General features: G+C 41.3%; 27 protein-coding genes and 1 tRNA gene. 8 read left to right on the forward strand and 20 right to left on the reverse strand.

What is annotated here, in order from left to right:
* The first annotated feature begins 101 nt into the window (after nt 1-101).
* A complete protein-coding gene (locus Q0017_RS06015) occupies nt 102-881 on the forward strand; it encodes a hypothetical protein (protein ID WP_298144031.1) in 780 nt (259 codons plus the stop codon).
* Between the two features lie 31 nt (nt 882-912).
* Here Q0017_RS06015 and Q0017_RS06020 read toward each other — a convergent pair whose 3' ends face one another.
* Complete coding sequence (locus tag Q0017_RS06020) at nt 913-1,122, reverse strand: hypothetical protein (protein ID WP_298144034.1); 210 nt, start codon at nt 1,120-1,122, stop codon at nt 913-915.
* Between the two features lie 168 nt (nt 1,123-1,290).
* On the opposite strand from Q0017_RS06020, the gene Q0017_RS06025 reads away from it, so the two are divergent.
* Nucleotides 1,291-2,517, forward strand: a complete 1,227-nt coding sequence (locus Q0017_RS06025; RefSeq protein ID WP_298144039.1) for a pyridoxal phosphate-dependent aminotransferase — start codon at nt 1,291-1,293, stop codon at nt 2,515-2,517.
* Between the two features lie 232 nt (nt 2,518-2,749).
* Nucleotides 2,750-2,995 (forward strand): hypothetical protein, encoded by a 246-nt coding sequence (locus Q0017_RS06030; RefSeq protein WP_298144042.1) that lies wholly within the window; start codon nt 2,750-2,752, stop codon nt 2,993-2,995.
* Between the two features lie 46 nt (nt 2,996-3,041).
* Here Q0017_RS06030 and Q0017_RS06035 read toward each other — a convergent pair whose 3' ends face one another.
* Complete coding sequence (locus Q0017_RS06035) at nt 3,042-3,827, reverse strand: alpha/beta hydrolase (RefSeq protein ID WP_298144045.1); 786 nt, start codon at nt 3,825-3,827, stop codon at nt 3,042-3,044.
* Between the two features lie 67 nt (nt 3,828-3,894).
* Nucleotides 3,895-4,311 carry a hypothetical protein gene (locus Q0017_RS06040; RefSeq protein WP_298144049.1) on the reverse strand — a complete coding sequence of 139 codons (417 nt, stop codon included), beginning with the start codon at nt 4,309-4,311 and terminating at the stop codon, nt 3,895-3,897.
* A 239-nt stretch (nt 4,312-4,550) separates the two neighbouring features.
* Between Q0017_RS06040 and Q0017_RS06045 the strand changes: the two genes are divergently transcribed.
* A tRNA-Asn gene (locus tag Q0017_RS06045) sits at nt 4,551-4,626 on the forward strand.
* 262 nt (nt 4,627-4,888) lie between these two features.
* Nucleotides 4,889-5,455 (forward strand): hypothetical protein, encoded by a 567-nt coding sequence (locus Q0017_RS06050; protein ID WP_298144051.1) that lies wholly within the window; start codon nt 4,889-4,891, stop codon nt 5,453-5,455.
* Nucleotides 5,456-5,482: 27 nt separating this feature from the next.
* Here Q0017_RS06050 and Q0017_RS06055 read toward each other — a convergent pair whose 3' ends face one another.
* The 12 genes from Q0017_RS06055 to Q0017_RS06110 all read right to left on the reverse strand — a co-directional run bounded on the left by Q0017_RS06055 (nt 5,483) and on the right by Q0017_RS06110 (nt 15,778).
* Complete coding sequence (locus Q0017_RS06055; protein ID WP_298144054.1) at nt 5,483-6,310, reverse strand: DUF4198 domain-containing protein; 828 nt, start codon at nt 6,308-6,310, stop codon at nt 5,483-5,485.
* A 105-nt stretch (nt 6,311-6,415) separates the two neighbouring features.
* Nucleotides 6,416-7,060 (reverse strand): tRNA-(ms[2]io[6]A)-hydroxylase, encoded by a 645-nt coding sequence (locus Q0017_RS06060; protein WP_297426232.1) that lies wholly within the window; start codon nt 7,058-7,060, stop codon nt 6,416-6,418.
* A 9-nt stretch (nt 7,061-7,069) separates the two neighbouring features.
* The gene (gene pdxJ, locus Q0017_RS06065) at nt 7,070-7,795 is read right to left on the reverse strand and encodes a pyridoxine 5'-phosphate synthase (RefSeq protein WP_298144057.1); all 726 of its coding nucleotides are present in this window, start codon (nt 7,793-7,795) and stop codon (nt 7,070-7,072) included.
* A 9-nt stretch (nt 7,796-7,804) separates the two neighbouring features.
* Complete coding sequence (locus Q0017_RS06070) at nt 7,805-8,515, reverse strand: DNA repair protein RecO (protein ID WP_298144060.1); 711 nt, start codon at nt 8,513-8,515, stop codon at nt 7,805-7,807.
* Nucleotides 8,515-8,703 (reverse strand): NF038104 family lipoprotein, encoded by a 189-nt coding sequence (locus tag Q0017_RS06075; protein ID WP_298144063.1) that lies wholly within the window; start codon nt 8,701-8,703, stop codon nt 8,515-8,517. Before Q0017_RS06075 ends, Q0017_RS06070 begins: the two co-directional genes overlap by 1 nt.
* A gap of 20 nt (nt 8,704-8,723) precedes the next feature.
* Nucleotides 8,724-9,749 (reverse strand): GTPase Era, encoded by a 1,026-nt coding sequence (gene era / locus Q0017_RS06080; RefSeq protein ID WP_298144066.1) that lies wholly within the window; start codon nt 9,747-9,749, stop codon nt 8,724-8,726.
* Between the two features lie 6 nt (nt 9,750-9,755).
* A complete protein-coding gene (gene rnc, locus Q0017_RS06085) occupies nt 9,756-10,448 on the reverse strand; it encodes a ribonuclease III (protein WP_298144069.1) in 693 nt (230 codons plus the stop codon).
* On the reverse strand, nt 10,423-10,794 hold the full coding sequence (locus tag Q0017_RS06090) for a DUF4845 domain-containing protein (protein ID WP_298144072.1): 372 nt from the start codon (nt 10,792-10,794) through the stop codon (nt 10,423-10,425). The genes rnc and Q0017_RS06090 overlap by 26 nt, the downstream gene beginning before the upstream one ends.
* 17 nt (nt 10,795-10,811) lie before the next feature.
* Nucleotides 10,812-11,639, reverse strand: coding sequence for a signal peptidase I (gene lepB, locus Q0017_RS06095; RefSeq protein WP_298144075.1), 828 nt, complete (start codon nt 11,637-11,639; stop codon nt 10,812-10,814).
* 26 nt (nt 11,640-11,665) lie between these two features.
* The gene (lepA, locus tag Q0017_RS06100) at nt 11,666-13,483 is read right to left on the reverse strand and encodes a translation elongation factor 4 (protein ID WP_298144078.1); all 1,818 of its coding nucleotides are present in this window, start codon (nt 13,481-13,483) and stop codon (nt 11,666-11,668) included.
* 370 nt (nt 13,484-13,853) lie between these two features.
* Nucleotides 13,854-14,309 (reverse strand): acyl-CoA thioesterase, encoded by a 456-nt coding sequence (locus tag Q0017_RS06105; RefSeq protein WP_367277102.1) that lies wholly within the window; start codon nt 14,307-14,309, stop codon nt 13,854-13,856.
* Nucleotides 14,310-14,392: 83 nt separating this feature from the next.
* The gene (locus Q0017_RS06110; RefSeq protein WP_298144084.1) at nt 14,393-15,778 is read right to left on the reverse strand and encodes a Do family serine endopeptidase; all 1,386 of its coding nucleotides are present in this window, start codon (nt 15,776-15,778) and stop codon (nt 14,393-14,395) included.
* Nucleotides 15,779-15,993: 215 nt separating this feature from the next.
* Between Q0017_RS06110 and nadB the strand changes: the two genes are divergently transcribed.
* The gene (gene nadB / locus Q0017_RS06115) at nt 15,994-17,640 is read left to right on the forward strand and encodes an L-aspartate oxidase (protein ID WP_298144087.1); all 1,647 of its coding nucleotides are present in this window, start codon (nt 15,994-15,996) and stop codon (nt 17,638-17,640) included.
* 42 nt (nt 17,641-17,682) lie between these two features.
* Here the strand turns inward: nadB and Q0017_RS06120 are convergent, their stop codons facing one another.
* The 5 genes from Q0017_RS06120 to pabC all read right to left on the reverse strand — a co-directional run bounded on the left by Q0017_RS06120 (nt 17,683) and on the right by pabC (nt 22,109).
* Complete coding sequence (locus Q0017_RS06120; RefSeq protein WP_298144090.1) at nt 17,683-18,558, reverse strand: histone deacetylase; 876 nt, start codon at nt 18,556-18,558, stop codon at nt 17,683-17,685.
* A gap of 11 nt (nt 18,559-18,569) precedes the next feature.
* Nucleotides 18,570-19,529 carry a hypothetical protein gene (locus tag Q0017_RS06125; RefSeq protein ID WP_298144093.1) on the reverse strand — a complete coding sequence of 320 codons (960 nt, stop codon included), beginning with the start codon at nt 19,527-19,529 and terminating at the stop codon, nt 18,570-18,572.
* Between the two features lie 133 nt (nt 19,530-19,662).
* Nucleotides 19,663-20,268, reverse strand: coding sequence for a dTMP kinase (gene tmk / locus Q0017_RS06130; RefSeq protein ID WP_298144096.1), 606 nt, complete (start codon nt 20,266-20,268; stop codon nt 19,663-19,665).
* Between the two features lie 2 nt (nt 20,269-20,270).
* Nucleotides 20,271-21,305 carry an endolytic transglycosylase MltG gene (gene mltG, locus Q0017_RS06135; protein ID WP_298144099.1) on the reverse strand — a complete coding sequence of 345 codons (1,035 nt, stop codon included), beginning with the start codon at nt 21,303-21,305 and terminating at the stop codon, nt 20,271-20,273.
* 3 nt (nt 21,306-21,308) lie between these two features.
* A complete protein-coding gene (gene pabC, locus Q0017_RS06140; protein WP_298144102.1) occupies nt 21,309-22,109 on the reverse strand; it encodes an aminodeoxychorismate lyase in 801 nt (266 codons plus the stop codon).
* Between the two features lie 171 nt (nt 22,110-22,280).
* Between pabC and Q0017_RS06145 the strand changes: the two genes are divergently transcribed.
* Together Q0017_RS06145 and Q0017_RS06150 are read left to right on the forward strand one after the other, a co-directional pair.
* Nucleotides 22,281-23,288 carry a sulfate ABC transporter substrate-binding protein gene (locus Q0017_RS06145; protein WP_298144105.1) on the forward strand — a complete coding sequence of 336 codons (1,008 nt, stop codon included), beginning with the start codon at nt 22,281-22,283 and terminating at the stop codon, nt 23,286-23,288.
* Nucleotides 23,289-23,311: 23 nt separating this feature from the next.
* Entirely contained in the window at nt 23,312-23,923 is a 612-nt protein-coding gene (locus Q0017_RS06150; RefSeq protein ID WP_298144108.1) for an alpha/beta hydrolase, read from the forward strand.
* The last annotated feature ends 44 nt before the right edge of the window (nt 23,924-23,967 follow it).

Here is a 23,967-nt window from a genome sequence, read left to right on the forward strand (position 1 = left end):
TGATTGCAATTTGCAATAAAAAATAACCATCATCACTTGACCAATAGACTTGGCAACTGCACCATGAGTGTTAATCTAATTCTAATACTAAGTACATCACCATGACTTACCAATATCACGATGAAAGTATTGTGAAAACTTTGCCTGAAGATACTGTGTTTGTATTTGGCAGTAACTTAGCTGGCAAACATCACGGCGGTGCCGCAGCCACTGCTTTAGCGCATTTTGGCGCTTTGCTGGGTGTAGGGCGCGGCTGGTCGGGGCAAAGTTTTGCCATTCCCACTATGAATGAACATTTACAACAAATGCCCTTGTCACAGATTCAGCATTATGTTGATGATTTTAAAATTTATACCAAGAATCATACCAAGAATAAATATTTTCTCACCGCCGTAGGTTGTGGGATTGCCGGCTACACGGTTGAAGAAATTGCCCCAATGTTTAAAGGCATTTCACGTAATGTAATTTTCCCTGCATCGTTCCGTCCATTTGTAGAAAAAGCGTTACCTAAGCTCAGCCAACACTTTTTACACACCATGTTCCGTGATGAAATTATTTTTTCTGATAATAGCGATGCCTTAATTGAAGTCTTGGCATTAAGTGAAAATGAAAAAAGCCTAGCACGGATTATTTTACACACGCAAATGTATCCAACCGACAGTAATGGTCGTGATCGCGTCTTTGAAATTGCCGATATCTTGCATAATTTAAACGGCAAGGTATTTGATTTTGACCGTAAAACTGAAGCACCGATGCTGTTTGGTGGGGTGATCTTGGCTTTACTTGAATTATATGCCATCAATGAGCAAGATTTTGCCGACGTCTGGCATGGCAAACGTGAGATTGCCCCGCCCAAAGCTGCACATAAAGCCAAACGCTGATGAAAAAAAAGCGCTCTGTTGAGCGCTTTTTTTAACGTTTACCCATCGAACGACGTGTACCACGCGGTGGCATCCAAGTACGATCGGCATACTGTTCAGGTTTTGGGCGCACTTGATTGTGTAGCGCATCCATTTGGGCTTTCTCTTCAGCAGTTTGTGTTGGGAATGGGAGACTTACCAACGGCTTTTTTGCATTCGCTTGTTTAGTCATGACGACAACTCGTATCAAATTGAGCGCCATTTTAAGGTTTTTTTGCCTTTGATGCGAGAACGTTAAACTTTTTCAGAAAAAAAGCTCAATCTATCGAATTAAATTTCATTTTTTTACTTTTTTTGCAGCACATGCCCTATTTTTGGGCTAAGATAATATGCTTTTTATTTTTTAATCCCTATAAGAAGGAATATTGCCGTGGACGTACGTCTCTCTGATCGTGTAAATAGCATCAAACCGTCCCCTACTCTTGCTGTGACCAACAAGGCCGCAGAACTTAAAGCTGCGGGTAAAAACGTGATTGGTTTAGGTGCAGGCGAACCTGATTTCGACACACCACAACACATCAAAGATGCAGCAATTGCAGCGATTAACAATGGTTTTACAAAGTATACAGCTGTTGACGGTACGCCAGGCCTTAAAAAAGCAATCATTGCTAAATTCAAGCGTGACAACAACTTAGAATATGCAGCAAACCAAATTTTAGTGTCTTGCGGTGGTAAACAATCGTTCTTTAACTTAGCACTGGCTTTGTTAAATAAAGGCGATGAAGTCATTATTCCTGCACCTTACTGGGTAAGCTACCCAGATATGGTGATTATCGCTGAAGGTACACCTGTTATTGTAAAATGTGGTGAAGAGCAACGTTTTAAAATTACTCCTGCGCAATTAGAAGCGGCAATTACTGACAAAACACGTTTAGTGGTGTTAAACAGCCCATCTAACCCAACAGGTATGATTTACACCAAAGAAGAATTAGAAGCGTTAGCTGAGGTTCTTCGTAAATACCCAGAAGTTTATGTGGCTTCTGATGATATGTACGAACCAATCCGTTGGGACGACGAATTCTACAACATCGCAACTGTAGCGCCTGACCTTTACGACCGCGTTATCGTTTTAAACGGTGTGTCTAAAGCCTATGCAATGACAGGCTGGCGTATTGGTTATGCAGCGGGTCCTGCAAAACTGATCGGTGCGATGAAAAAAATCCAATCTCAATCAACTTCAAACCCAACTTCAATTTCGCAAGTTGCTGCTGAAGCTGCATTGAATGGTCCTCAAGACGTACTTGAGCCAATGATTGAAGCGTTCAAACGTCGTCACGATTTAGTGGTAAACGGCTTAAACGACATCAACGGTATTTCTTGCTTACCTGCTGATGGTGCATTCTATGCATATGCAAATATCCGTCCGTTAATTCGTGCTAAAGGTTTAAAATCTTGCACAGAATTCTCTGAGTGGTTATTAGAAGAAACAGGTGTTGCGGTTGTTCCGGGTGATGCATTCGGTTTAGGCGGCTTCATGCGTATTTCTTATGCAACTGCTGACGAAGTATTGGTTGACGCGCTTGCACGTATCAAAAAAGCTGCAGATTCAATTGAAGGCGTAGATGCCGCAATTGCATCCATTGCTGCTGAAAAATAATTTGATTAACTTAGTCAAATAAAAAAACCCGCATTTAATGCGGGTTTTTTTATGCCTATACACATGTAAAACATCGTGCCTTGTAATGTCAAATGCTCATTTTTTGAGTTAATTTTTAAGAAACTTGTACTTAACTTTACCAAGCCTACATATCTTGCAACGTATTTTTGCTATTCATGCACATGACATGCGCCTAGAATAGCCCTCATCTTATTGCTAGACTGGGTCAACTATGCGTTATCAAGTGATTGATGTGTATCACAAGCACAACCTGAAGCATTATATTGCCAAATGCCTTCAACCGCATTCACCGCAATTTATTGTGATACAAAGCCCACGTATTTTATGCCTAGATTTAGATATTTTAGATGTCAGTGAAGATCATCAACACGCATCCTCTGCCATGGGCGAGCGCATTGGCTTAAAAGTATTAAGTCAGTTTGACAGCTTTGATAAGACTTACATGTCACGCAATTAAGCTTGAACCTTCAACTGATGCTATAACTCAAGATCTATGCTGCAAGTTAAGCCACACGTGCTAAAAAATCTTGAATGATTTTTAACACAAGATGAGGCTGCTGTTTATGTAAGATATGATGTCCACCTTGAATGATATGGACTTGGGCTAAATCAGCCAAATTGGCTTTAAAACGTTCAGGCTGGGCAAGCGAACCATATTCATCCAACTCACCATGCAAAATCAAGCTTGGCGCTTGCACCAAAGCTGCCTGCTGATCGATATGCCAATGCTCAAATTTTGGGCTTAGCCAAGTGTTCACCCAAGCACCTAACACCCATTGAGCTTTTTCACCGTGATATTTGGCCAAACGTGCCAATTGCTGTGGGTCTTGAAAAAGCTGCCCCGCCGCTTGAATCTCTCGCCTAATTTTATCGTCATTAAATGCTTGTGCAGCTTCTGTGATTAACGCAACACATTGCTGAGGATAAACCGCAGCACACGCCACTGCCATCCCACCACCTACGCTATGCCCCATTACCACAAAATCATCTAGCTCATAGGCTACAAGCAAGGCTTTAAAATTTTCAGTGGCCTCACTTACCACAAAATCTGCATCTAGCTGAGCAGGATGTAAATTTGATTTTCCAAAACCTAAACGATCATACGCAATCACAGTTCTTTGCGTTATGTGTGCCAATTGGTTTGGAAAGTCGCGCCACAACTCAACGCACCCTAAAGAATCATGCAGCAAAATAATCGGGGCTTTGTCACAAGATTTAACCTGCCAAGCTTGGCTAAACAGCTGTCCCAAAGAGGTGGCAATATATTTTTGAGTTAAAGTGATGCTCATGTGGCTGATCTATTGTTGTTATTGCACTCAACATAATCAACTCAACAGCCTTTGTAAAGTACATCTGTTAGGCAGCTTGCGCTGTATTTAAACTCTTGTACACACTGTAATATTGCCAAGCTGCATCGAGCGTTACACAAACAGACTGCTGTTGACTCACCGACCAAGCTTGCGCTTTAGCATACCCAGTCAGTAAATTACCGCTTATGTGATAAAGATATAAATCTACAGATTGCGGCAGATGACGTTTTAACACCGGCTCTGCATCAAACAATTGTGTCTGTGAATGTAAGGTCCATTTATTGCCAAACCACAGTTGCAATAATTCCCCTAAACACAATTGAGCTGGCTGACATGGCCATATACTTAAAGTGGCATCTTCAACCAAAATTGAATATTGACGAGGGTCTTGTAAAATATCAAGGTATTGCGCTTGATAAAGATCAATTTGAGAAAAAATTTGAGCAATAGTGAGCGTTTGCATACGCTTGTCTCCGATTTAGCCATTTGAGTGCTGGCAAGTTGGGTTTAAATCCACACTGTTTAGGGAAAACCTAAACGCTTTTGATATTTTTAGCCTAGCAAGCATATCTAGCTTTGACAAGTCTTGGTTTTAAAAAATTGTATATGTGCTTAAAGATACAACATTCAAGTTATATTTCTTGAGTTTTTTGAATTTATGACTTGACCGTTAAAAAAAACACTCTATAATCGCTTTCAGATTCTCCAATAGCTCAGTCGGTAGAGCGACGGACTGTTAATCCGCAGGTCCCTGGTTCGAGCCCAGGTTGGAGAGCCAAATTTTAAAAAGCCCAAGCATTTAAGACTTGGGCTTTTTTTATGCCTATAGATCTGACTTTATCTTTATAATTAGCATTAAAAATTAATGCGTACAAACTTAATCTCTTCAGACCCTTTACTTCGTGCTAACTTACCTCAAAATGTTTGGCAATATTCAAACCCAAAGACTTGGGTAGATTTTCTTAACGATATCATGCAAAAGATTGTCTTGAGAATTTATCTTACTATTTGGGTAATCTTGTCGATTGTTCAGATGACTATTGCACACATATAAAACGTTTATTTTGTCAAAAATATCATCTATTGACAGCGTCTATACACAAGGACTTATACCGCTCAAGAGTGAGCAATACAATCAAAAATTTATTGAGATTTTTCAAAATTACACAGGCTTAAATCAACCTACGCTTGAGCAATTAAATTCATCTATTGATAGGTGCAAAGAACATCTACCCTATAGGGAAAATCGTATTTATTTACAGATCAGAGAACAAGAGTTACTCGAAACAAGTACTGGCTATTTACTGTATGGAAGTGAATATCTACATATGCTAGCAAATGAGATTAAGCCTTACTCATGTAGCTATCAAAATTACTTAAAAAACCACGGTATCGCTACAATTTTTAATGCTCATGTTCCTATCGAGCACATGACTAACTTTGATAGTTTACTGCTTGATTTCATGTGCATCGTACAACGTCAGCAAACAGATGAAGACTTCCCACATGATCTGAGTATTCACACAACTCATCACATTAAACCCACACAGATTTTTGGGTATTATCATCCTGATACTCGCTATTTAATTGACTACCATCAGCCATAAAAAAACCTGCCGTAGCAGGTTTAAACTTTATGGCGTCACATTAAACGCAAGGGTGTATTTATAACGTTTAAGCTGATCACCTGTTTGGCTAAAAGGCTGCTGATAATCAATGCTAAGTAAATATTGCCCTGCTTGCTCTAATTTAAAATGTAGTTCACCTTTGGCATTTGATTTCACAGTTTTAAGCACCTTTTGCTCACGGCTAAAATCTGTGGTTTGCGCCAAAATATGTGCTTCAACTTCAGCAACACCTTTTTTATGATCTAAGATATTAAATTGTATTGCCTGTGCTGTTTTAATTGCATTGGGATGCGTGACAAACTGTAGGTCAAAACCATCATGTATATGATGAATCACATGCTTGGAGGTTGCACGACGTGATACAAAAGTTTCAATGATCTCAAGTGTTTGTAGTGTTTTCACTTGGCTATTTTTGTTTAAGTGTTGTGCATAAAACACCTTGTCATTGGCTTTTGCAGGGTCAAACTGAGCAGCAATAATTGGCTTCCAAGTTTTACCATCTAATACAAAACGGCTACTTGAAGCTTGCTTTTCACCACGGATACGATAGGTGCCATCTATTTTATTTTCAAGGCTAAAGCTGCTGAGGGTTTGAGTTTGAGCAAATGCTGAATCTTCCAAATAGGTTTTTTTACCTTGTGGATTATGGTAGTGAAACTTAAAGTTTTTGATGGCAACTTCTGATACAAATGGATTGTCATAAAAGCCTGCAAGTAGTGCAGTATGATTGTTAAAAGTTTGATAACTCAGCGGTGCCACAAAAGGATGATGTGCATGTGTACTTGCACTTAAACCCATAACAAGAGCCAAGATTGATGCGGATAGAATTTTCATAGAATAATTAAATCATTGATCTGTATCATAATGCTACGCTGCTCAAGATTTTTATGCAAATAATTCTTATTTGCAATAAAAATCCCTCGCAAGGAGGGATTTCATTTAAGCGGCTTCGCTTGGCACACCACTATGGAAACGGAACAAATCATCTGGGCTTAAAATCAGATTTTTTTCCACTTCACGAATATGATCAATGCGATCTTGAATGGTTTCTTGCGGATTTTTTAACTTATAGGTTTTGGCCACATCAACTGCCAAAGTTAAATAATCTTCATAATGTCGCGATTCAGATTTCAGCAAGTAACGATAATAACGTCCTAATTCCTCATCTACACGCGGTGCAAGTGCATAAAAACGCTCGCATGAGCGTGCTTCTACAAAAGCACCAATCACTAAGATATCAATTAAAGCTTCAGGTTCATAGGTACGCACTTCTTTACGTAATGCCCCTGCATAACGTCCGGCACTTAAAGCTTGCCATTCTTGACCACGTTTTTTCATCAGTTCTAAAACTTGCTCATAATGCAGCATTTCTTCACGTACCAACTGGGCTAAACGCACCTGTAGATCTGAGAAAAAGTTATAACGGAACATCAGATTCATGGCAGTACTGGCCGCTTTTTTCTCACAGTTGGCATGATCTTGCATTAAGATATCCAAATGATCACATGCTTTATCCAACCAAGCGGTTGGTGTTTCACAACCTAAAAAGCCAATCACTGGCTTCATCAGTGCATCGTAATCCATAACAGCCTCTTATCGTGCAGCTTTAATGGCAGCTTTCATTTGCTGTACCGCTTGCGGCAAACCGACAAACACGGCATCTGCAATAATTGAGTGACCAATATTGAGTTCATGAATTTCTGGAATTGCCGCAATTGGCGTCACGTTGTCTAAATGTAAACCATGACCTGCATTCACCACCAAACCTTTAGCAGCTGCATATTGAGCGCCTTGAATGATACGTTCAAGCTCGGCTTGTTGCGCTTCTGGGGTTGAGGCATCGGCATACGCGCCTGTATGAATTTCAATGGTTTGTGCACCACAGGCTACAGCTGCGTCAATTTGGGCAACATCGGCATCAATAAATAACGAAACGTCGCAACCTAAAGCCACTAATTCTTGCGTGGCTTTTTTCACCTCTGCAAAATGACCCACCACATCCAAACCACCTTCTGTGGTAATTTCTTGGCGTTTTTCTGGCACAAAGCAGACGTGTTGCGGCAAAATTTCTTTGGCAAAAGCCACCATTTCATCGGTGACAGCAAGCTCAAGGTTCATATGCGTTTTTAGCAATGGGCGCATACGACGCACGTCATCATCTTGAATATGACGACGATCTTCACGCAAATGCAAAGTAATACCTTCAGCACCTGCTTGTTCACACATCAATGCAGCATTGACTGGATCGGGATACGTCGTACCACGCGCTTGGCGTAAAGTTGCGACATGGTCAATGTTAACACCCAATAATGCAGCCATAATCTGTTCCTATCTATCCTGCGTTTGCGTATTTTGAATCCATAATTGACGACTCTTTAATGGTCGGTCGCCAAGTAAGGCACTTAAGATTTGTCGATACAATTTCGACACCAATTGTAACTGCTGTGGATGAAAATCCCTACCCTTTTCATAATCACTCAGCGCCAACAACTGCTGACCTAAAAAGCTGTTATGTGTGGTGGTAGTTAGCAAAAATCCATCGTTTAACTGAAAAATATAATGTGCAGCCGGATCAAGTGCCTCGCCTTTGGCATCGACGCTAAAATCTATGCCATAACCGAGCTCTTGTAATAATACATGCTCAAATTGGCGTAAAATTTGTTTTAAATATTCAGAGGGATGAGCAATATCGGCTAAATGTTGTAAGGCATTTAAAGTTAAGCCATATTGCACAAAGGTTTGGGGCATGGGTTCTTCAAGCGGACACAGCCTTAACAAAAGTTCATTCAGATAAAAGCCGGCAAAAAAGGCATCACCAAAAAAGAAGATTGGTTGCTGAATAATTTCAAGTTTAGAAAAATTTTTAAGTTCAGATTTACCAGAGGCCTGTAAACCAATGGGTTGATATTGAGGTGGCGGAATTTGGCGCAATACCCCGTCGATACGACCATATTCTTGGGTAAATAAATGCACAATATGACTGCGCTCACGGTATTTACGGTGATGAATTAAATAACCATGCAGTGCTTGATTGCGCATTAATCTCGCTTCTTATTTGACTGTTCTTCGTCATCCCCATCGGGAATCACAGCACCCACCACGGCCGCTGTACCTTTGACAACACCCTTGGTGGTCTTATAAGCGACTTTAACAGGAACAGTGACGACTTTATGAATACAGCCTTGAAGTAAAGCCATGGCTAACACAATACAGAGTACGCGTAACATCACTGCTCCTGATTTAAAGTTTAGATATCGCTATACCCTAAGCTCTTTAAAGCACGTTCGTCATCTGACCAACCGCCTTTGACTTTCACCCAAAGCGTCAGCATGATTTTTTGCTCAAACATTTTTTCCATATCCACACGAGCATCCATACCGATTTTCTTCAGCTTGGTGCCTTTTTCGCCAATCACAATGGCTTTTTGGCCTGCGCGATCGACAAAAATTGTCGCATCAATATAGGTACATGGTGCTTTCATACGACCGGTTTTTTCATTTAAAGTCGCTTCTTCGGTTTTAAATGATTCAATTTGTACCGTTAAATCGTATGGCAGTTCTTCACCTAACTGACGCATGATCTTTTCACGAATAATTTCAGAAGCTAAGAAACGTTCTGAACGATCGGTTAACTGATCTAACGAATACAGTGGCGGTTGGAACGGCAAGTATTTGGCAATCGTGTCACGTAAGTGATCCAAATTGGCACCACGTAATGCAGAAACCGGTACGATTTCAGCAAAATTCATCAGCTTTGCACGCTCTTGAATCAAAGGTAATGCATGGTTTTTATTTTCTAGTGTGTCAATTTTATTGATCACTAAAATCACCGGCATTTCAGCATTTTTTAGCTTTTCTAAAACGAGGTCGTCGTTTTGTGTCCACTTATCAGCATCTAATACAAACAAGACTAAATTAACATCACGCAATGCTGAATGCGCTGCACGGTTCATCATTTTATTGATGGCACGTACTTCTTTTTTGTGCATCCCTGGGGTATCCACAAATACCGCTTGTGATTTTTCACGCGAATCGATACCCACAATTTTGTGACGTGTGGTTTGCGGCTTACGTGACGTAATCGACAACTTTTGACCCAAAATATGGTTCATTAAAGTTGATTTACCCACGTTTGGACGACCAACAATTGCCACAAAGCCGCTGCGGTAATCCGAAGGAATGTCTGTACCTTGTTCGCTAAAAAATTGACTGATTAAGTCATTGCTGTCTTGCGACTCGTGATCAGCATCGATGTGATCGGAAGAATGTGTCATGGCAGATTACTGCTCCAATAATTTCAAAATATCCGCCGCTACTGCTTGCTCAGCAAAACGACGACTCGCACCCTCACCCACCATCGCGCTTAAACCTTGCACCTGACATTTTACTTTAAAATGTTGATTGGGTGCATCACCTTGAATATCAATCACGTCGTAAATTGGGAGAGGTTTCTTACGCGCTTGTAGATACTCTTGTAAGCGTGATTTTGGGTCTTTGAGTTGATCCGTTGGTTCAAGATCATTTAAATAAGGCACGTACCATTTTAGCACAATTGGGCGCAATTGATTGAGATCATTACAATCGATATAAATAGCGCCAATAATTGCCTCGACAGTATCGGCTAAAATAGATTCGCGATGATGACCACCTGATTTTAGCTCACCGGTACTTAAAATTAAGCTTTGACTGAGCTTTAAATCATTGGCAATTTTACCCAATGCTTCTTGGCGCACCAACGTTGCCCGCATGCGGGTTAAGCGTCCTTCATTTTCATTTGGATAAGTCTCATACAAATAATTGGCAATAATCATGCCCAACAATGCGTCGCCTAAAAACTCTAGACGCTCATAGTTGTATTTATGGCTCACCGATCGGTGTGTCAGGGCCAATTGCAACAATTCAGGCTGTTGAAATTGATAACCGATACGGCTTGCCAAGCGCATATCATTAATTTTTGATTGAGTTTTTATCAAAACTTTTCTCGAACTTTAACACTAAATCAATATTGAGTAAGAACGGTTTTCTTACTTCATAGTTGGTTTGGACATGTAAACCATCGGCATTGCTCACACGAACAAAATCATCAGCTTTTACATTATGAATATTGTTTATAGTGAGACGCCTTACCAAATCTGTTTTAAATTGTGCTGGACTGGTATTATTAGGTGCTATCACCATAAGCTCTTCGATTTGTGTATTAATCACATGGTTATCCCAATATGGGCTCCAAATAGCCACAAGCACTTTAACCATAAAAGCTGCGGCAATAATGACTAATAAAATTCCGATATAAGACGTACCTTGTTGTGTGCGACGCATAGTTTTATCCTAAAGTATTAATCAATACTCCCGTTACGGCTAAATGACGGCAGTTTGAAGCCTGGTTCTTTGTGCATCCAAATGAAAAACGCACGACCAGTTAAGTTTTCTTGTGGTACAAAGCCCCAAAAACGACTGTCAGCACTTTGATCACGATTGTCCCCCATCGTGAAGTAATGACCCTCAGGCACTTTGACTTCCCAATATAAGCCTTGCATTGACGCATATTGACCATGATTGATATGGTTTAAAAATGGTGCTTGACGTGCAACATTGACGCCTTCAAGTTCACGCATCAAAAAGGTTTGTGTACCTAAAGTTTCTTTATAATAAAGTGAATTTGGTGTGTCTTGAATATCTTTGGCACGACTAAATTCAAACGGTACTTTTTTAACCTGCTCACCATTAATGCTCAATTGCCCACGATCATAAACAATATGATCGCCGGGTAGACCAATAATACGTTTAATATAACTGATGGTGGGTTGTGGTGGGTAACGAAATACAGCAACGTCACCGCGCTCAGGTTCACCTACATCTATAATTTTAGTATTGATAATGGGTAAACGCACGCCATATTCAAACTTATTCACCAAAATAAAATCACCGGTTTCTAAGGTCGGTACCATAGAATCTGAGGGGATATTAAACGGTTCATACAAAAAAGAGCGTAATACCAGTACTACAGCGAGTACTGGCCAAAAGTCATATGCCCAAGTAATGATAAAATTTTCATTGCCTCGACCTTTTCGCTCGCGCTGTTTAAAGACAAACTTATCGAGCAACCACAGCACAATAAACAGTAATGTGACTGGAACGAGGATTAAATTAAAATCAAAATCCATGAGCAATATGACTCCCTTATGTGCGCTTAACGTTCTACTTTGAGTACAGCAAGGAACGCTTCTTGTGGAATTTCTACACTTCCCACTTGTTTCATACGTTTCTTACCTTCTTTTTGTTTCGAAAGAAGTTTCTTCTTACGTGATACGTCACCGCCATAACATTTGGCTAAAACGTTTTTACGCATGGCTTTTACAGTAGAACGCGCAATAATTTGTGCACCAATCGCCGCTTGAATGGCCACATCAAACATTTGACGTGGAATTAAGTCCTTCATTTTTTCTACAAGTGCAATACCACGATGACGCGCATCTTGACGATGACAAATCATAGCTAACGCATCGACTTTGTCGCCGTTAATTAATACATCAACTTTGACCAATGATGATGATTCAAAACGCACAAAGTTATAATCAAGTGATGCAAAACCACGTGAACATGACTTCAATTTATCAAAGAAGTCCATGACCACTTCTGCCATTGGAATTTCAAAAGTGATTGCCACTTGGTTACTGACAAACTTCATGTCTTTTTGCACACCACGGCGCTCAACACATAAGGTCATTACGTTACCTAAGTATTCTTGCGGCACTAAAATATTACATTCAGCAATCGGCTCACGTAGATCTTCAACGGTTGAACCATCTGGCATTTTTGATGGGCTGTCGATGTAAATGGTGTCGCCATTTTTCATCACCGCTTCATAAATCACCGTCGGTGCTGATGAAATCAGATCTAAATCGTACTCACGCTCTAAACGCTCTTGTACAATTTCCATGTGCAGCATCCCTAAGAAGCCACAACGGAAACCAAAACCTAAGGCATCTGAACTTTCAGGTTCAAAGAACAATGCTGAGTCATTAATTTGCAATTTTTGTAGCGCTTCACGGAACGGTTCAAAATCACTTGCATCGATTGGGAATAAACCCGCATATACCTGTGGTTTAACTTTTTGGAAACCCGGTAAAATTTCAACATCTGGCGTGCTTGCAAGTGTGATCGTATCACCTACTGGCGCACCGAAGATGTCTTTGATACCCGCAATCACGAAGCCCACTTCACCCGCTTCAAGGATGTCAGTTTCCGTATGCTTTGGATTAAACACACCCACAGAGGTAATGATGTGCGTTTGACCTGTTGATTTCATCAACATCTTGTCGCCCTTACGCACGCGACCATGTTTCACACGCACTAAAGACACAACGCCTAAGTAGTTATCAAACCAAGAGTCGATAATTAACGCTTGTAATGACGCTTCGCGATCACCCGTAGGTGCAGGAATAACATTTACCAGTGTTTCTAGTACACCTTCAATACCTAGACCCGTTTTTGCCGAACAAGTCGGAGCTTCAGTCGCTTCAACACCAATAATGTCTTCAATTTCTTGAATCACACGCTCAGGTTCAGCTTGTGGCAAGTCAATTTTGTTGAGTACTGGAAGAACTTCAAGACCTTGCTCAATTGCGGTGTAGCAGTTGGCTACCGATTGTGCTTCAACGCCTTGTGCCGCATCAACCACCAACAATGCACCCTCACACGCTGCCAATGAACGTGATACTTCATAAGAAAAGTCTACGTGTCCTGGGGTGTCAATAAAGTTGAGCTGATACTCTTCACCATTAGGATGGGTGTAGTACAAGGTAACCGAAGTGGCTTTAATGGTAATCCCACGTTCGCGCTCAAGCTCCATAGAGTCTAAAACTTGCGCTTGCATTTCGCGGTCTTGCAAACCACCACAGGTTTGAATAAAACGGTCAGCGAGGGTTGACTTACCATGATCGATATGCGCGATGATGGAGAAGTTACGTATGTTTTTGATATTTACAGACTTTTTAGCAACTGCCATAAACTACTCTAAAAATGTGTACACAATCAGATTACAAGACTACATCAGCAATCGTACGGTGCAAAAAAGATATTCCGAAGATGCTGCACAGTATAAGCAGGCATGCGTTAAAAATACATAGAACTCAACAAATATCACTCGAAATTATTTTAAAAAATTGAGGCTCAAGTGAATTTAGATATAGTGAATTTATGCAACAAAATGCATTTAAAAAAGATAGGAAAATAAGACTGCGCTTATTTTTAAGCCTATGCCAAACGAGAAGAGGGATGTTTGGCATAGGCTTGAGCATATTATAGATGATTAGTTTTGCTAACAGCTATATTTAATTTGGCTAAATCAGCATCAATGCACCACGAGTGCATGTTTTTTAAGCACAATTTTGATTCAAGCTAAAATCATAAGGATTTTTATCAGCATCGAGCGGCTGATAGGCCTGTAAAAATGTAGGTGACATACGTTTGGGATGCCCTGTGGCTATCTCAATACATGCCCATTTGGTCAAACCGGTAAACAGAAGACTTTGATCCTCAAAGCGATAAAACGCATATTGGCGAATAGAGTATAAGCTATTTAGATCACTTAACCATGTTCTTAAAATAATTTTATCGTCTAAAAACGCAGCTTTACGATATTGCACTTGATGCTCAACCGCCACCATGGCGTGTTTTAAAGCATGGTATTGTTTTAAACCTAAACCAATGGCTTCGATGTGTGCAGTCGTCACCTCTTGCATCCACTGCATATACACCACGTTATTGACATGCCCTAAACCGTCAATATGTTCAGGTTGCACTTGAATTATTAAATCAAAAATATCACTCATGCTGCTTAGGTCATCCTTTTTTTGTGCAGTGTAACGTGGTTTATTAAAAAAGCCATGTAAAAACATGGCTGTATTTGCAGTGTCTAAGAGATGCGCATGCCGACAATTAAAGGTTGACCTTGGCGCATTAGCGACACACGTACCACTTGACCTTTTTGCAATTGCGCGACAGTGTCAATAAAGTCTTGGCTATGGTCAATCGGTTGATTATCTAATGCGGTAATCACATCACCCACTTGAATTTTGGCACTCGCTGCAATCCCACCACGACTTAAGTTTTGGACCAACACCCCACCGGTCACATTATTACGGCGCAATTCATCTTGACTTAAATTGCGAATCGCAATGCCCAATACAGGACCTTTTTTGACTGTTTTGGCACTCATTTGCTCATTTGCAGGTGTGCTATCGGGCGCTACCACTAAAGTTGCTGAGAGATTTTGTAATTTGTCATTACGTAAGACTTGTAAGTTAATCACTTGATTGGGTGCTGTGCGATGCAACAAATTTAGCAACTGTGAAGTTTCACTAATGGCTGTACCATTCATTTGTAAAATCACATCGCCGGCTTTTAATCCCGCACGGGCAGCAGGTGAATTGGCAGTCACTTGGGTAATCAGTGCCCCTTCAGGTTTAGATAATTTATAGGCTTCGGCCAAAGTACGGTCAATATCTTGCAATTGCACCCCCAAGTATGAGCGAATCACACGACCATGTTGTTTGAGTTGATCTGCAACATCCATAGCTACATCAATAGGGATAGAAAAAGATAAGCCCATATAGCCGCCTGTACCACTAAAGATCCGCGAATTGACCCCCACTACTTCCCCTTTTTGATTAAACAAAGGCCCACCTGAATTACCCGGATTAAGTGCCACGTCGGTTTGAATAAACGGTACTGCCGTTTCACCCATCACGTTACGCATTTTGGCACTGACAATTCCAGCGGATGCTGAATAATCAAAACCAAATGGTGAACCAATGGCAAGTACTGGCTCACCTACTCTCAGCTGTGCCACGTTGCCCATACTCAGTTGCGGATAACTGCTGCCACTGACTTTGAGTAAAGCGACATCGGTACGTTCGTCACTGCCCACCACAGTGGCATCAATTTCACGGCGATCATTTAAACGAATGGTGACTTTTGAAGCATCAGCAATCACATGATGGTTGGTCAACAAATATCCGTTTTTATCAATAAAAAATGCGGTGCCATAACTGTTTTTTTCTTGCGGTAAAGCCGGTTCTGGCACAACAATATTAGGACCAAAGAAACGTCGCAGTAATTCTGGCACTTGTTGTTGCAACAACTCTTGCTCAGTCATTTTTTTCGTGACACTCACCGTCACCACCGCAGGGCTCACATTGGCAACTAAGTTGGAAAAATCGACTGTGGCTGCCTGTGTCGTCATGGCAGCAATGCTTACAACAACACCCGAAAAACTTTGTTTAAACATACGCTTATTCATAGCAAAATCGCAAAATTTATGATCAAGATGAGGGGGAATTAGAGTTTTAACATAAAGCAAAGATCAATTGAGTAACAATATGTTGAAGACAGATTGCATGCTTTTTTAACTGCTCAATCTCAAAAAAAATTCATTTTGTCAGTTTGATCGGATTTTTAGGCTTGCCTTTTGTACAAAAAAGCGCTGTTATTGTCGGACTTTTTTTAAATTAGCGGATGGACATGTCTAATTTACATACAACCCATCATTTTGACGTGATTATTGTGGGCAGTGGCGGTGCTGGCTTAAGTTTAGCGTTATCTTTACCTACCACCATGAAGATTGCTGTATTAGCCAAATCTGATTTAACCGATGCCAGTACTTTTTACGCCCAAGGCGGTGTGGCAGCGGTACTTGATCAAACCGATTCGATTGAACAGCATATTTCAGACACCATGATTGCCGGTTCGCATTTATGTGAACAAGATGCGGTAAAACAAACTGTAGAGGGCGGTAAACCATCCGTAGATTTCTTGCTCAATCAAGGCGTACAATTTACCCTTGATGAGCAACAACAATTGCATTTGACCCGTGAAGGTGGGCATTCACAGCGACGCATTATTCATGCAGCCGATGCCACAGGTCGTGCCATTTCTACAACACTAGTTGAACGTGCCCGTGCGCAGCCTAATCTACAGATTTTTGAAAATTACATTGCTATTGATCTTATTACCACGCAAAAATTGGGGCAAAGTGGCGACAACCGCGCAGTTGGTTTATATGCACTAGATGACAATAGCCAAAAAGTTCATACCTTCTTAGCTCCTTTTACCGCACTGGCATGCGGTGGTGCAATGAAAGCTTACCTGTATACCTCCAATCCTGATATCGCCACAGGTGATGGCATTGCAATGGCTTATCGTGCCGGTTGCCGTGTTGCCAATATGGAATTTAACCAATTTCACCCAACGTGTTTATATCATCCACAAGCACGTTCGTTTTTAATTACCGAAGCCATGCGCGGTGAAGGGGCTTATTTACGTTTACCCGATGGTGAGCGTTTTATGCTACGTTTTGATGAGCGCGCAGAACTTGCACCGCGTGATGTGGTGGCACGTACCATTGACCATGAGATTAAGCGCTTAGGGATTCGTCATGTCTGGTTAGACATTACCCATAAACCGGCTGAATTTATCATGGAGCATTTCCCAACGCTGTATGCACGTTTAATGGAATTGGGCATTGATATCACCAAAGAGATGATTCCGGTGGTGCCAGCTGCACATTATACCTGTGGCGGTGTGGTGGTCGATGAACATAGCCAAACCGATATTGCCGGTTTATATGCCATTGGCGAAACCTCATACACTGGTTTACACGGTGCCAATCGTATGGCAAGTAACTCATTACTTGAATGTTTTGTGTATGGTATGGCCGCTGCTAAAGACATTGAAAGTAAATCAACTCAAGAGCAAGATTTACCAACTGTGCCCGCGTGGGATGATTCTCAGGTAATTGATCCTGATGAGGATGTGGTGATCTTACAAAATTGGGACGAGTTGCGTCAAACCATGTGGAATTACGTGGGAATTGTACGCTCGACCAAACGCTTGCAACGCGCTTTGCATCGTATTGAGATGCTTAAAACAGAAATTGCCGAGTATTATCAAGATTATCAGGTCAGTAAAAACTTAATTGAATTGCGTAATTTAGTCTTGGTGTCCGAGATGATTGTACGCTGTGCCCTAAGTCGTAAAGAGTCACGCGGCTTACATTATACCCTTGACTATCCACAGTTAAGCACTGAACTGCGTAAAACTGTGCTCAATCCACCAGATTTTAGCGTAGAGCAACCTTTGGTGAATGTAGAGCTGTGTACTTAAACCATGCTTGAGAAAAAACGGATGCTTTTAAGCATCCTTTTTTTATTCGTCAGGATAATAAATCGCTTGGGCAATTTCAAAAGTGCGCACATGCAATGGCACCAATTTAGACAATTTTTGATAACCACCTGCCAACACAAAAGACAATGGAATTTGACTTTGCTTGGCTAAACGAAAGACCAACTCTTCACGTTTTTCAATTAAATCGGTACTAAACCATGCCGAACCATGCGGATCATCCTGATGACAGTCCATGCCGGCTTGATAGATAATTAAATCTGCGCCCCATGCTTGAGCGGCCGCAAAACCTTCATGAATCGCATGCTGATATTCACTAAAATTGCCTTGGGTTTGGTGAATGTGACGAATCTCTGCACGCTCATAGCAACCGCAACCAAAGGCTTGTCCATAAATACTAAAATTGTATAAATTGGGCAATTTAAGTACAAACTCGGCTGTTCCATTGCCGCCATGCTGATCACAATCTAAGATAAAAATACGTTTATCTGGATATTGCTGGGCCACTAAAGCCAAACCATTAAAGGTACAATAGGCACAACCAAAATCAGGACTAGCATGATGAAAGCCTTGTGCAATATTGGCCGATAAACCATGTTCAAAGGCCAACTCAGCAGCTTTAATTTGCCCCGCATTCACACAAAGTACTGCATCGCGTAGCTGCTCATTCCATGGCTTAAAGCTTTGAATGGTGGCAAGCTTACGCGGCTCTCCGGTTAAAAAGGCATTGACGTAATTTTCATCGTGCAACTGTTTGAGCACTTCAATATCTAATGCCTCAGGCTCATAAAAACGTACATAGTCGTATTCATTTAAAGCTTGTGCCACCAATGCCAATTTTTCCATACTGTTGGTGGGGGTGTGAGCAAAATATTGCGGTGAATAACAAACATGAAGCACGATTTTCTTCCCTATTGCGCTTTGGCAACCTGCAAAATTTGTGACAGTTGCGTGGTTTCTGGGCTATATAAACCATTTTGTACTTGTTGTTCAAAATGGCTACTAAAAGCACGACGACGGTTGGCTGAAGAAATCGCAAGCGTGGTTAAACGCAAGAAGTAAAAACCTGGGATTTCACTCACATCTGCAACAAAACCGGCATAGCCCTTATTTTGACGTTGAGTCGTTAACTGCTCAGTGTTGTATTGCACTGAAAATAAAGAGCCTTCTGGTAAACGCACCCCATTCATAATTACCGGCTGCAAACTGATACACGAATGGTTGTCGCCCATATTAAGCTTTTCCATCAACACAGGTTGATAGTGATCATCTACAAAAATATTAATCTCGCCACGGCGTAACACTTGGTCATGGGCAATTTTTAAGAAAAACTTCTCAGCCATTGGACAAGAGCCTACTTTGGGTTTATCCATCAAAGTATTGAGTTGGATATAACCGGTTTGTGCAGCAGTTTTTGGTAAGATAATATCTTCAATAAAATTGGCAATAACTTTACTTTCTTCAAATTCGAGTAAATCACTGATTTTACGTAATTGTTTTTGCCATTCAACCTGCGTACTTAGGGCTTTGGCATAATCATTGTCATGTTCGGCAATATAGGCTAAAACATCAGGATTTTGATCTAAGTTGCGCCATGTCTCTAAGCTCAAACCATGGGCATTGGCTTGTGCCATCACAGATTTTAAAGCTTTGCTGTCTATATCTTGAAAAAGGCGTAAATCTTTGTATTCGTCCGCATGACGTTCAACATTGACAAATTCTGAAATCACACGGGTGGCTTGGGTATAACCACAACCACGGCGTTCAGTTTGATGGTTGTAATGTTCATTTAACATTTCCACCAGTGTTTCTGATAATGAGTAGCCTTGCTCACGATAGCGTTGTACTAACTCATGATCTACATTTGACATGCGTATCCCCAATTTTTACGACTGACAATCTTTGTTGATGATTGTTTTTTACCTTGCTCAAAACAGAAGCTGTTTTGGCAAGGCGCTCACCTTAACATAATGTAAGTTGTGACTAAATCACATATTCTGCCAATTATTTAACCAAAATATGCTGTATGGCTGCTGCAAAGACCTGCTCTGCTGTTTGCGTTGCATCAAGGCGTTTAATGCGTTGTGGCTGCTGTTGATGCAACTGCGCATAGCCTGTGCGTACTTTTTCAAAGAATGCAGCTTTTTCTTGTTCAAAGCGATCTAGTTCACCGCGCGCACGCGCACGGGTCATGCCCAATTCAATAGGTGCGTCGAGCCAAAAAGTTAAATCAGGCATCTTTGATACAAATTGGGTATTTAATAAGGCCAATTTGTCTGCACTTAATCCACGTCCAGCACATTGATAGGCAAAGCTTGCATCGGTAAAACGATCACATAGTACTGTTTTACCTGCGTTAAGTGCAGGCACAATCACATGGGCTAAATGCTGCGCACGTGCGGCATACATCAGCAATAATTCTGTGTCATGGCTCATGGCTTCGCTATGATCAGTCGCTAGCAATAAGCCACGAATTTGCTCCGCCATGGGCGTACCACCCGGTTCACGGGTCAATAATACATCGTGACCTTGAGCCTGTAAGCTCTCAAAAATACGACGAATGAGTGTGGTTTTCCCGACACCTTCTGTGCCTTCAAAACTAATAAACATGATTATTCCTTATTGGCACGTAATACTTTTAAATATTCTTGCACAGCACGATTGTGCTCGGCCAAGGTGGCACTAAAAGTATGTCCGCCTTTGCCCGTGGCAACAAAATACAAGGCATCGGCATCATCAGGATGTAAAGTCGCCTCAATGGCTTTTTGACTTGGCAAAGCAATAGGCGTGGGTGGTAAACCATGCATGGTATAAGTGTTGTATGGTGTGGGTGTACGTAAATTTTGGCGGGTGATATTGCCGTCATATTGGTCGCCCATACCATAAATAACGGTCGGGTCGGTTTGCAGGCGCATGCCTATTTTTAAACGACGTGCAAAGACCCCTGACACTTGCTCTAACTCGCTATCCACATTGGTTTCTTTTTCAATGATCGAGGCCATAATTAAAGCTTCATAAGGGGTTTTATAAGGCACATCTTCAGCACGATTTTGCCAAGCTTCATCTAAGGCTTTCATTTGACGCTGATATAAATCCAGTAAAATATTCTTATCGCTTTCGCCTTTGGCAAAAAAGTAGGTATTTGGTGCAAACAAGCCTTCTGGATGGGTATACGGAATATTTAAGGCTTTGAGCAATTGGTCATACGGTAAATGTGAAACTTCTTGCTTGACCAATGCATCTTTTTTTAAGCGCTCAATCAATTGTTTAAACGTGGTGCCTTCAATCACTAAAATACGGTTCATTTGCGCATTTTTAGCATCCGCCAACATGCTCAGCACCTTCGCTACGCTCATTTGCTCAGTGACTTCATATACACCGGCTTTTAAGCTCTCGCCAATCACAAATTTTTGATACAGTTTAAGCACAATCGGAAAGCTGATTTTGTCTTCTTGGGCAAGCCGATCAATCAGCCCTGAATAGGTGTCACCTTGGTTAATGGCAAGCATCTGTTTATTGCCTGTAATCGGATAGGCTTTAAATAAACTTGCCCATAACACAGTAGCAATGAGCACGCTTAAACCCAAGAGCATCACCAAAATGGCTTTGACCCAATGTGAAGATTTCTTTTTTGCGGTTGACGGCATAATTTAAGTCATTTGATTAAGTTGAAGTTGTGAAAACAGCGCCTCACATGCTGCACTATCTAAAGATTGGCCAGCAAATTGATCGACGATTTTCATCGCGCTTAAGGCATTACAAAAAAATAAGCTGTTTAACTGAGCCAATTCATCTACATGCACTGCACGCTGTTGACAGGCAATGCCCTGTTGTTGCATACGCATGAGAATTTCAGCACGCATAATACCATGCACGCCATTATAGCCAAGTTCAGGAGTGACCCAAATGTCTTTGAGTTTTAAAAAGCAATTACTGCTAATACCTTCAACAATATAGTCATGGCTGTCTAAGACCAAAGCTTCGGTTAAACCGCGCGTATCAGCTTCGGCTTTAAGCATCACTTGTTCAAGCCGATTTAAGGTTTTAATGCCCACCAAAGCCGGCATAGTGTGCCCTAAGCGCAACTTAAGCACATCACTTTGAATGAGTTGTGGGCTAAAAGGCGTGCATGGTTGTGGGTAGAAAAACAGCCATACATCCGCCTCTTGCGAGGGCAAACTATAACCACGCTGCCCTACCCCACGGCTAATCACAATTTTGAGGGTACCGGTGGCTTTTGGCAAATGCGCCAAAGTCATAGGTATGGTCACCAAGTCGGCACGTAGTTGCAGCGCTTGGCAAGCACTTTGTAAACGCTCGATATGCCGCACTTGCATTTCAATCTGCCCCTCAACAATACGTGCCGTGGTAAAACAACCATCACCATAATGAAAAGCACGATCATTGAGTTGGATATCACTCACTGCTTTGGCATTTTTAAAACATTGCATGTTGAAGCTCCTTCTTCTTTATTAAGAATCATAAACGGCTGTAACAGCATCTTGATGAGATTCTATTTCTTTTTTAGTGATATAAAATTCATTTTTTATTATTTTTTATGCAAAAAAACTCAAGCTATGCTGCTTTCACTTTGACAACATCTACTTTCATTGGGGAAGACTATGCGCTTAGCAACCTTAAAACTTGGACTTATTGCTGCGCTTGTTTCAATGACAAGCTTAACGTCAGCCAAAGACTTCCTCAATGTGTCTTATGATCCAACGCGTGAGTTGTATGAAGATGTCAATCAGCAGTTTGGCAAATTTTGGCAACAACGTACTGGTCAAAACATTAACTTTAAACAATCACACGGCGGCTCAGGTAAACAAGCACGTTCGGTCATTGATGGCTTATCGGCAGATGTGGTGACGCTGGCTTTGGCGGCTGATATTGATGTTTTGGCCAGCAAAGCAAAATTATTACCTCAAGATTGGCAAAAAAAATTACCCTACAATGCCAGCCCTTATACCTCCACCATTGTGTTTTTAGTCCGTAAAGGTAACCCTAAAAAAATTCAAGATTGGGGGGATTTGGTGCAACCGGGTGTAGGCATTATTACCCCAAATCCAAAAACTTCAGGCGGTGCGCGTTGGAATTATTTAGCAGCATGGGCGTGGGCAAAACATCAAGCCGGTGGCAATGAGCACACTGCACAAGAATTTGTGCGTCAAATTTATAAAAATACCAAAGTATTGGATTCAGGCGCACGCGGTGCGACCACCACTTTTGCAGAGCGCGGTATTGGCGATGTACTGCTGGCTTGGGAAAACGAAGCTTATTTAGCTTTACGTGAACAACCGGGCAAGTTTGAGCTGATTACCCCAAGTTTGTCTATTTTGGCAGAACCGCCTGTGGCAATTGTGGAAAAAAATGTGCAAAAACATGGCACACAACATTTAGCCAAAGGTTATTTAAACTTCTTATATTCACCTTATGGTCAATATTTAGCAGCCAAGCATTATTACCGTCCGCGTGATGTGGCAACCTTACAAAAGAATATACATATTTTTAAACCGTTAAAATTGGTCAATATTGATCAAGAGTTTGGCGGTTGGGATAAAGTGCAACACACACACTTTGAAAACGGCGGCATTTTTGATCAAATTGTAAAAGCCAACAGTGCCAAATAAAGTGTAAATGTAGGTATATGTGCATGTCTAAAATACATACTGTAATTGTGCCGGGTGTGGCAGGCAGTGAAGCTGAGCATTGGCAAAGTTGGTTACAACAGCAATTAATGCTGTGTTCACGTGTGCAACAACACGATTGGAACCAGCCTATATTGCAACATTGGGTGGCTGCATTGGTAAACACCTTATCTCATATTACTGCTCCCATCCAAATTGTGGCACATAGCTTTGGCTGCTTAACCACGATGGCTGCATTGGAGGCATACCCACAGCTACGCGCAAAGATTAAGCAGGTGATTTTAGTGGCACCTGCCAATCCGGCACGCTTTGGTCATAACGGTTTTGCAGCTGATGGCGCAAAAAACTACGCTGAATTTTTTTATCGCTTAACCCCACATGTGCCCACCACCATGTTGATCAGTGAAAATGATCCTTGGTTGGCATTGGATGATGCTCAAGCTTTGGCTGATGCGTGGCAAGTCAAAGCGATCAATTTAGGGCGGGTGGGACATGTAAATGTCGCGTCTGGTTTTGGACCATTTCCGCAGATTTTTGATTATCTCATCTCAGAAAACACGATGTCACATATCAGCATTACTGATGATGGCAAGCATTTTTTTAAATTTGCAATTTGAGCATGGCTCTCTATGCTTAACAGGTTTTTTGTTTTTATTTTGCG

Source organism: uncultured Acinetobacter sp., from assembly GCF_947624825.1.
Taxonomy (GTDB): domain Bacteria; phylum Pseudomonadota; class Gammaproteobacteria; order Pseudomonadales; family Moraxellaceae; genus Acinetobacter.

Coding starts and splice junctions, on each gene's coding strand:
- pdxJ (WP_298144057.1), bottom strand. CDS start 7,795: ATGGCTGCATTATTGGGTGTTAACATTGACCATGTCGCAACTTTACGC.
- Q0017_RS06090 (WP_298144072.1), bottom strand. CDS start 10,794: ATGCGTCGCACACAACAAGGTACGTCTTATATCGGAATTTTATTAGTC.
- Q0017_RS06075 (WP_298144063.1), bottom strand. CDS start 8,703: ATGTTACGCGTACTCTGTATTGTGTTAGCCATGGCTTTACTTCAAGGC.
- Q0017_RS06040 (WP_298144049.1), bottom strand. CDS start 4,311: ATGCAAACGCTCACTATTGCTCAAATTTTTTCTCAAATTGATCTTTAT.
- Q0017_RS06030 (WP_298144042.1), top strand. CDS start 2,750: ATGCGTTATCAAGTGATTGATGTGTATCACAAGCACAACCTGAAGCAT.
- Q0017_RS06145 (WP_298144105.1), top strand. CDS start 22,281: ATGCGCTTAGCAACCTTAAAACTTGGACTTATTGCTGCGCTTGTTTCA.
- Q0017_RS06070 (WP_298144060.1), bottom strand. CDS start 8,515: ATGCGCAATCAAGCACTGCATGGTTATTTAATTCATCACCGTAAATAC.
- lepA (WP_298144078.1), bottom strand. CDS start 13,483: ATGGCAGTTGCTAAAAAGTCTGTAAATATCAAAAACATACGTAACTTC.
- Q0017_RS06125 (WP_298144093.1), bottom strand. CDS start 19,529: ATGTCAAATGTAGATCATGAGTTAGTACAACGCTATCGTGAGCAAGGC.
- Q0017_RS06035 (WP_298144045.1), bottom strand. CDS start 3,827: ATGAGCATCACTTTAACTCAAAAATATATTGCCACCTCTTTGGGACAG.
- mltG (WP_298144099.1), bottom strand. CDS start 21,305: ATGCCGTCAACCGCAAAAAAGAAATCTTCACATTGGGTCAAAGCCATT.
- Q0017_RS06150 (WP_298144108.1), top strand. CDS start 23,312: ATGTCTAAAATACATACTGTAATTGTGCCGGGTGTGGCAGGCAGTGAA.
- Q0017_RS06060 (WP_297426232.1), bottom strand. CDS start 7,060: ATGGATTACGATGCACTGATGAAGCCAGTGATTGGCTTTTTAGGTTGT.
- Q0017_RS06105 (WP_367277102.1), bottom strand. CDS start 14,309: ATGAGTGATATTTTTGATTTAATAATTCAAGTGCAACCTGAACATATT.
- lepB (WP_298144075.1), bottom strand. CDS start 11,639: ATGGATTTTGATTTTAATTTAATCCTCGTTCCAGTCACATTACTGTTT.
- Q0017_RS06055 (WP_298144054.1), bottom strand. CDS start 6,310: ATGAAAATTCTATCCGCATCAATCTTGGCTCTTGTTATGGGTTTAAGT.
- Q0017_RS06015 (WP_298144031.1), top strand. CDS start 102: ATGACTTACCAATATCACGATGAAAGTATTGTGAAAACTTTGCCTGAA.
- era (WP_298144066.1), bottom strand. CDS start 9,749: ATGACACATTCTTCCGATCACATCGATGCTGATCACGAGTCGCAAGAC.
- Q0017_RS06020 (WP_298144034.1), bottom strand. CDS start 1,122: ATGGCGCTCAATTTGATACGAGTTGTCGTCATGACTAAACAAGCGAAT.
- pabC (WP_298144102.1), bottom strand. CDS start 22,109: ATGCAATGTTTTAAAAATGCCAAAGCAGTGAGTGATATCCAACTCAAT.
- tmk (WP_298144096.1), bottom strand. CDS start 20,268: ATGTTTATTAGTTTTGAAGGCACAGAAGGTGTCGGGAAAACCACACTC.
- nadB (WP_298144087.1), top strand. CDS start 15,994: ATGGACATGTCTAATTTACATACAACCCATCATTTTGACGTGATTATT.
- Q0017_RS06110 (WP_298144084.1), bottom strand. CDS start 15,778: ATGAATAAGCGTATGTTTAAACAAAGTTTTTCGGGTGTTGTTGTAAGC.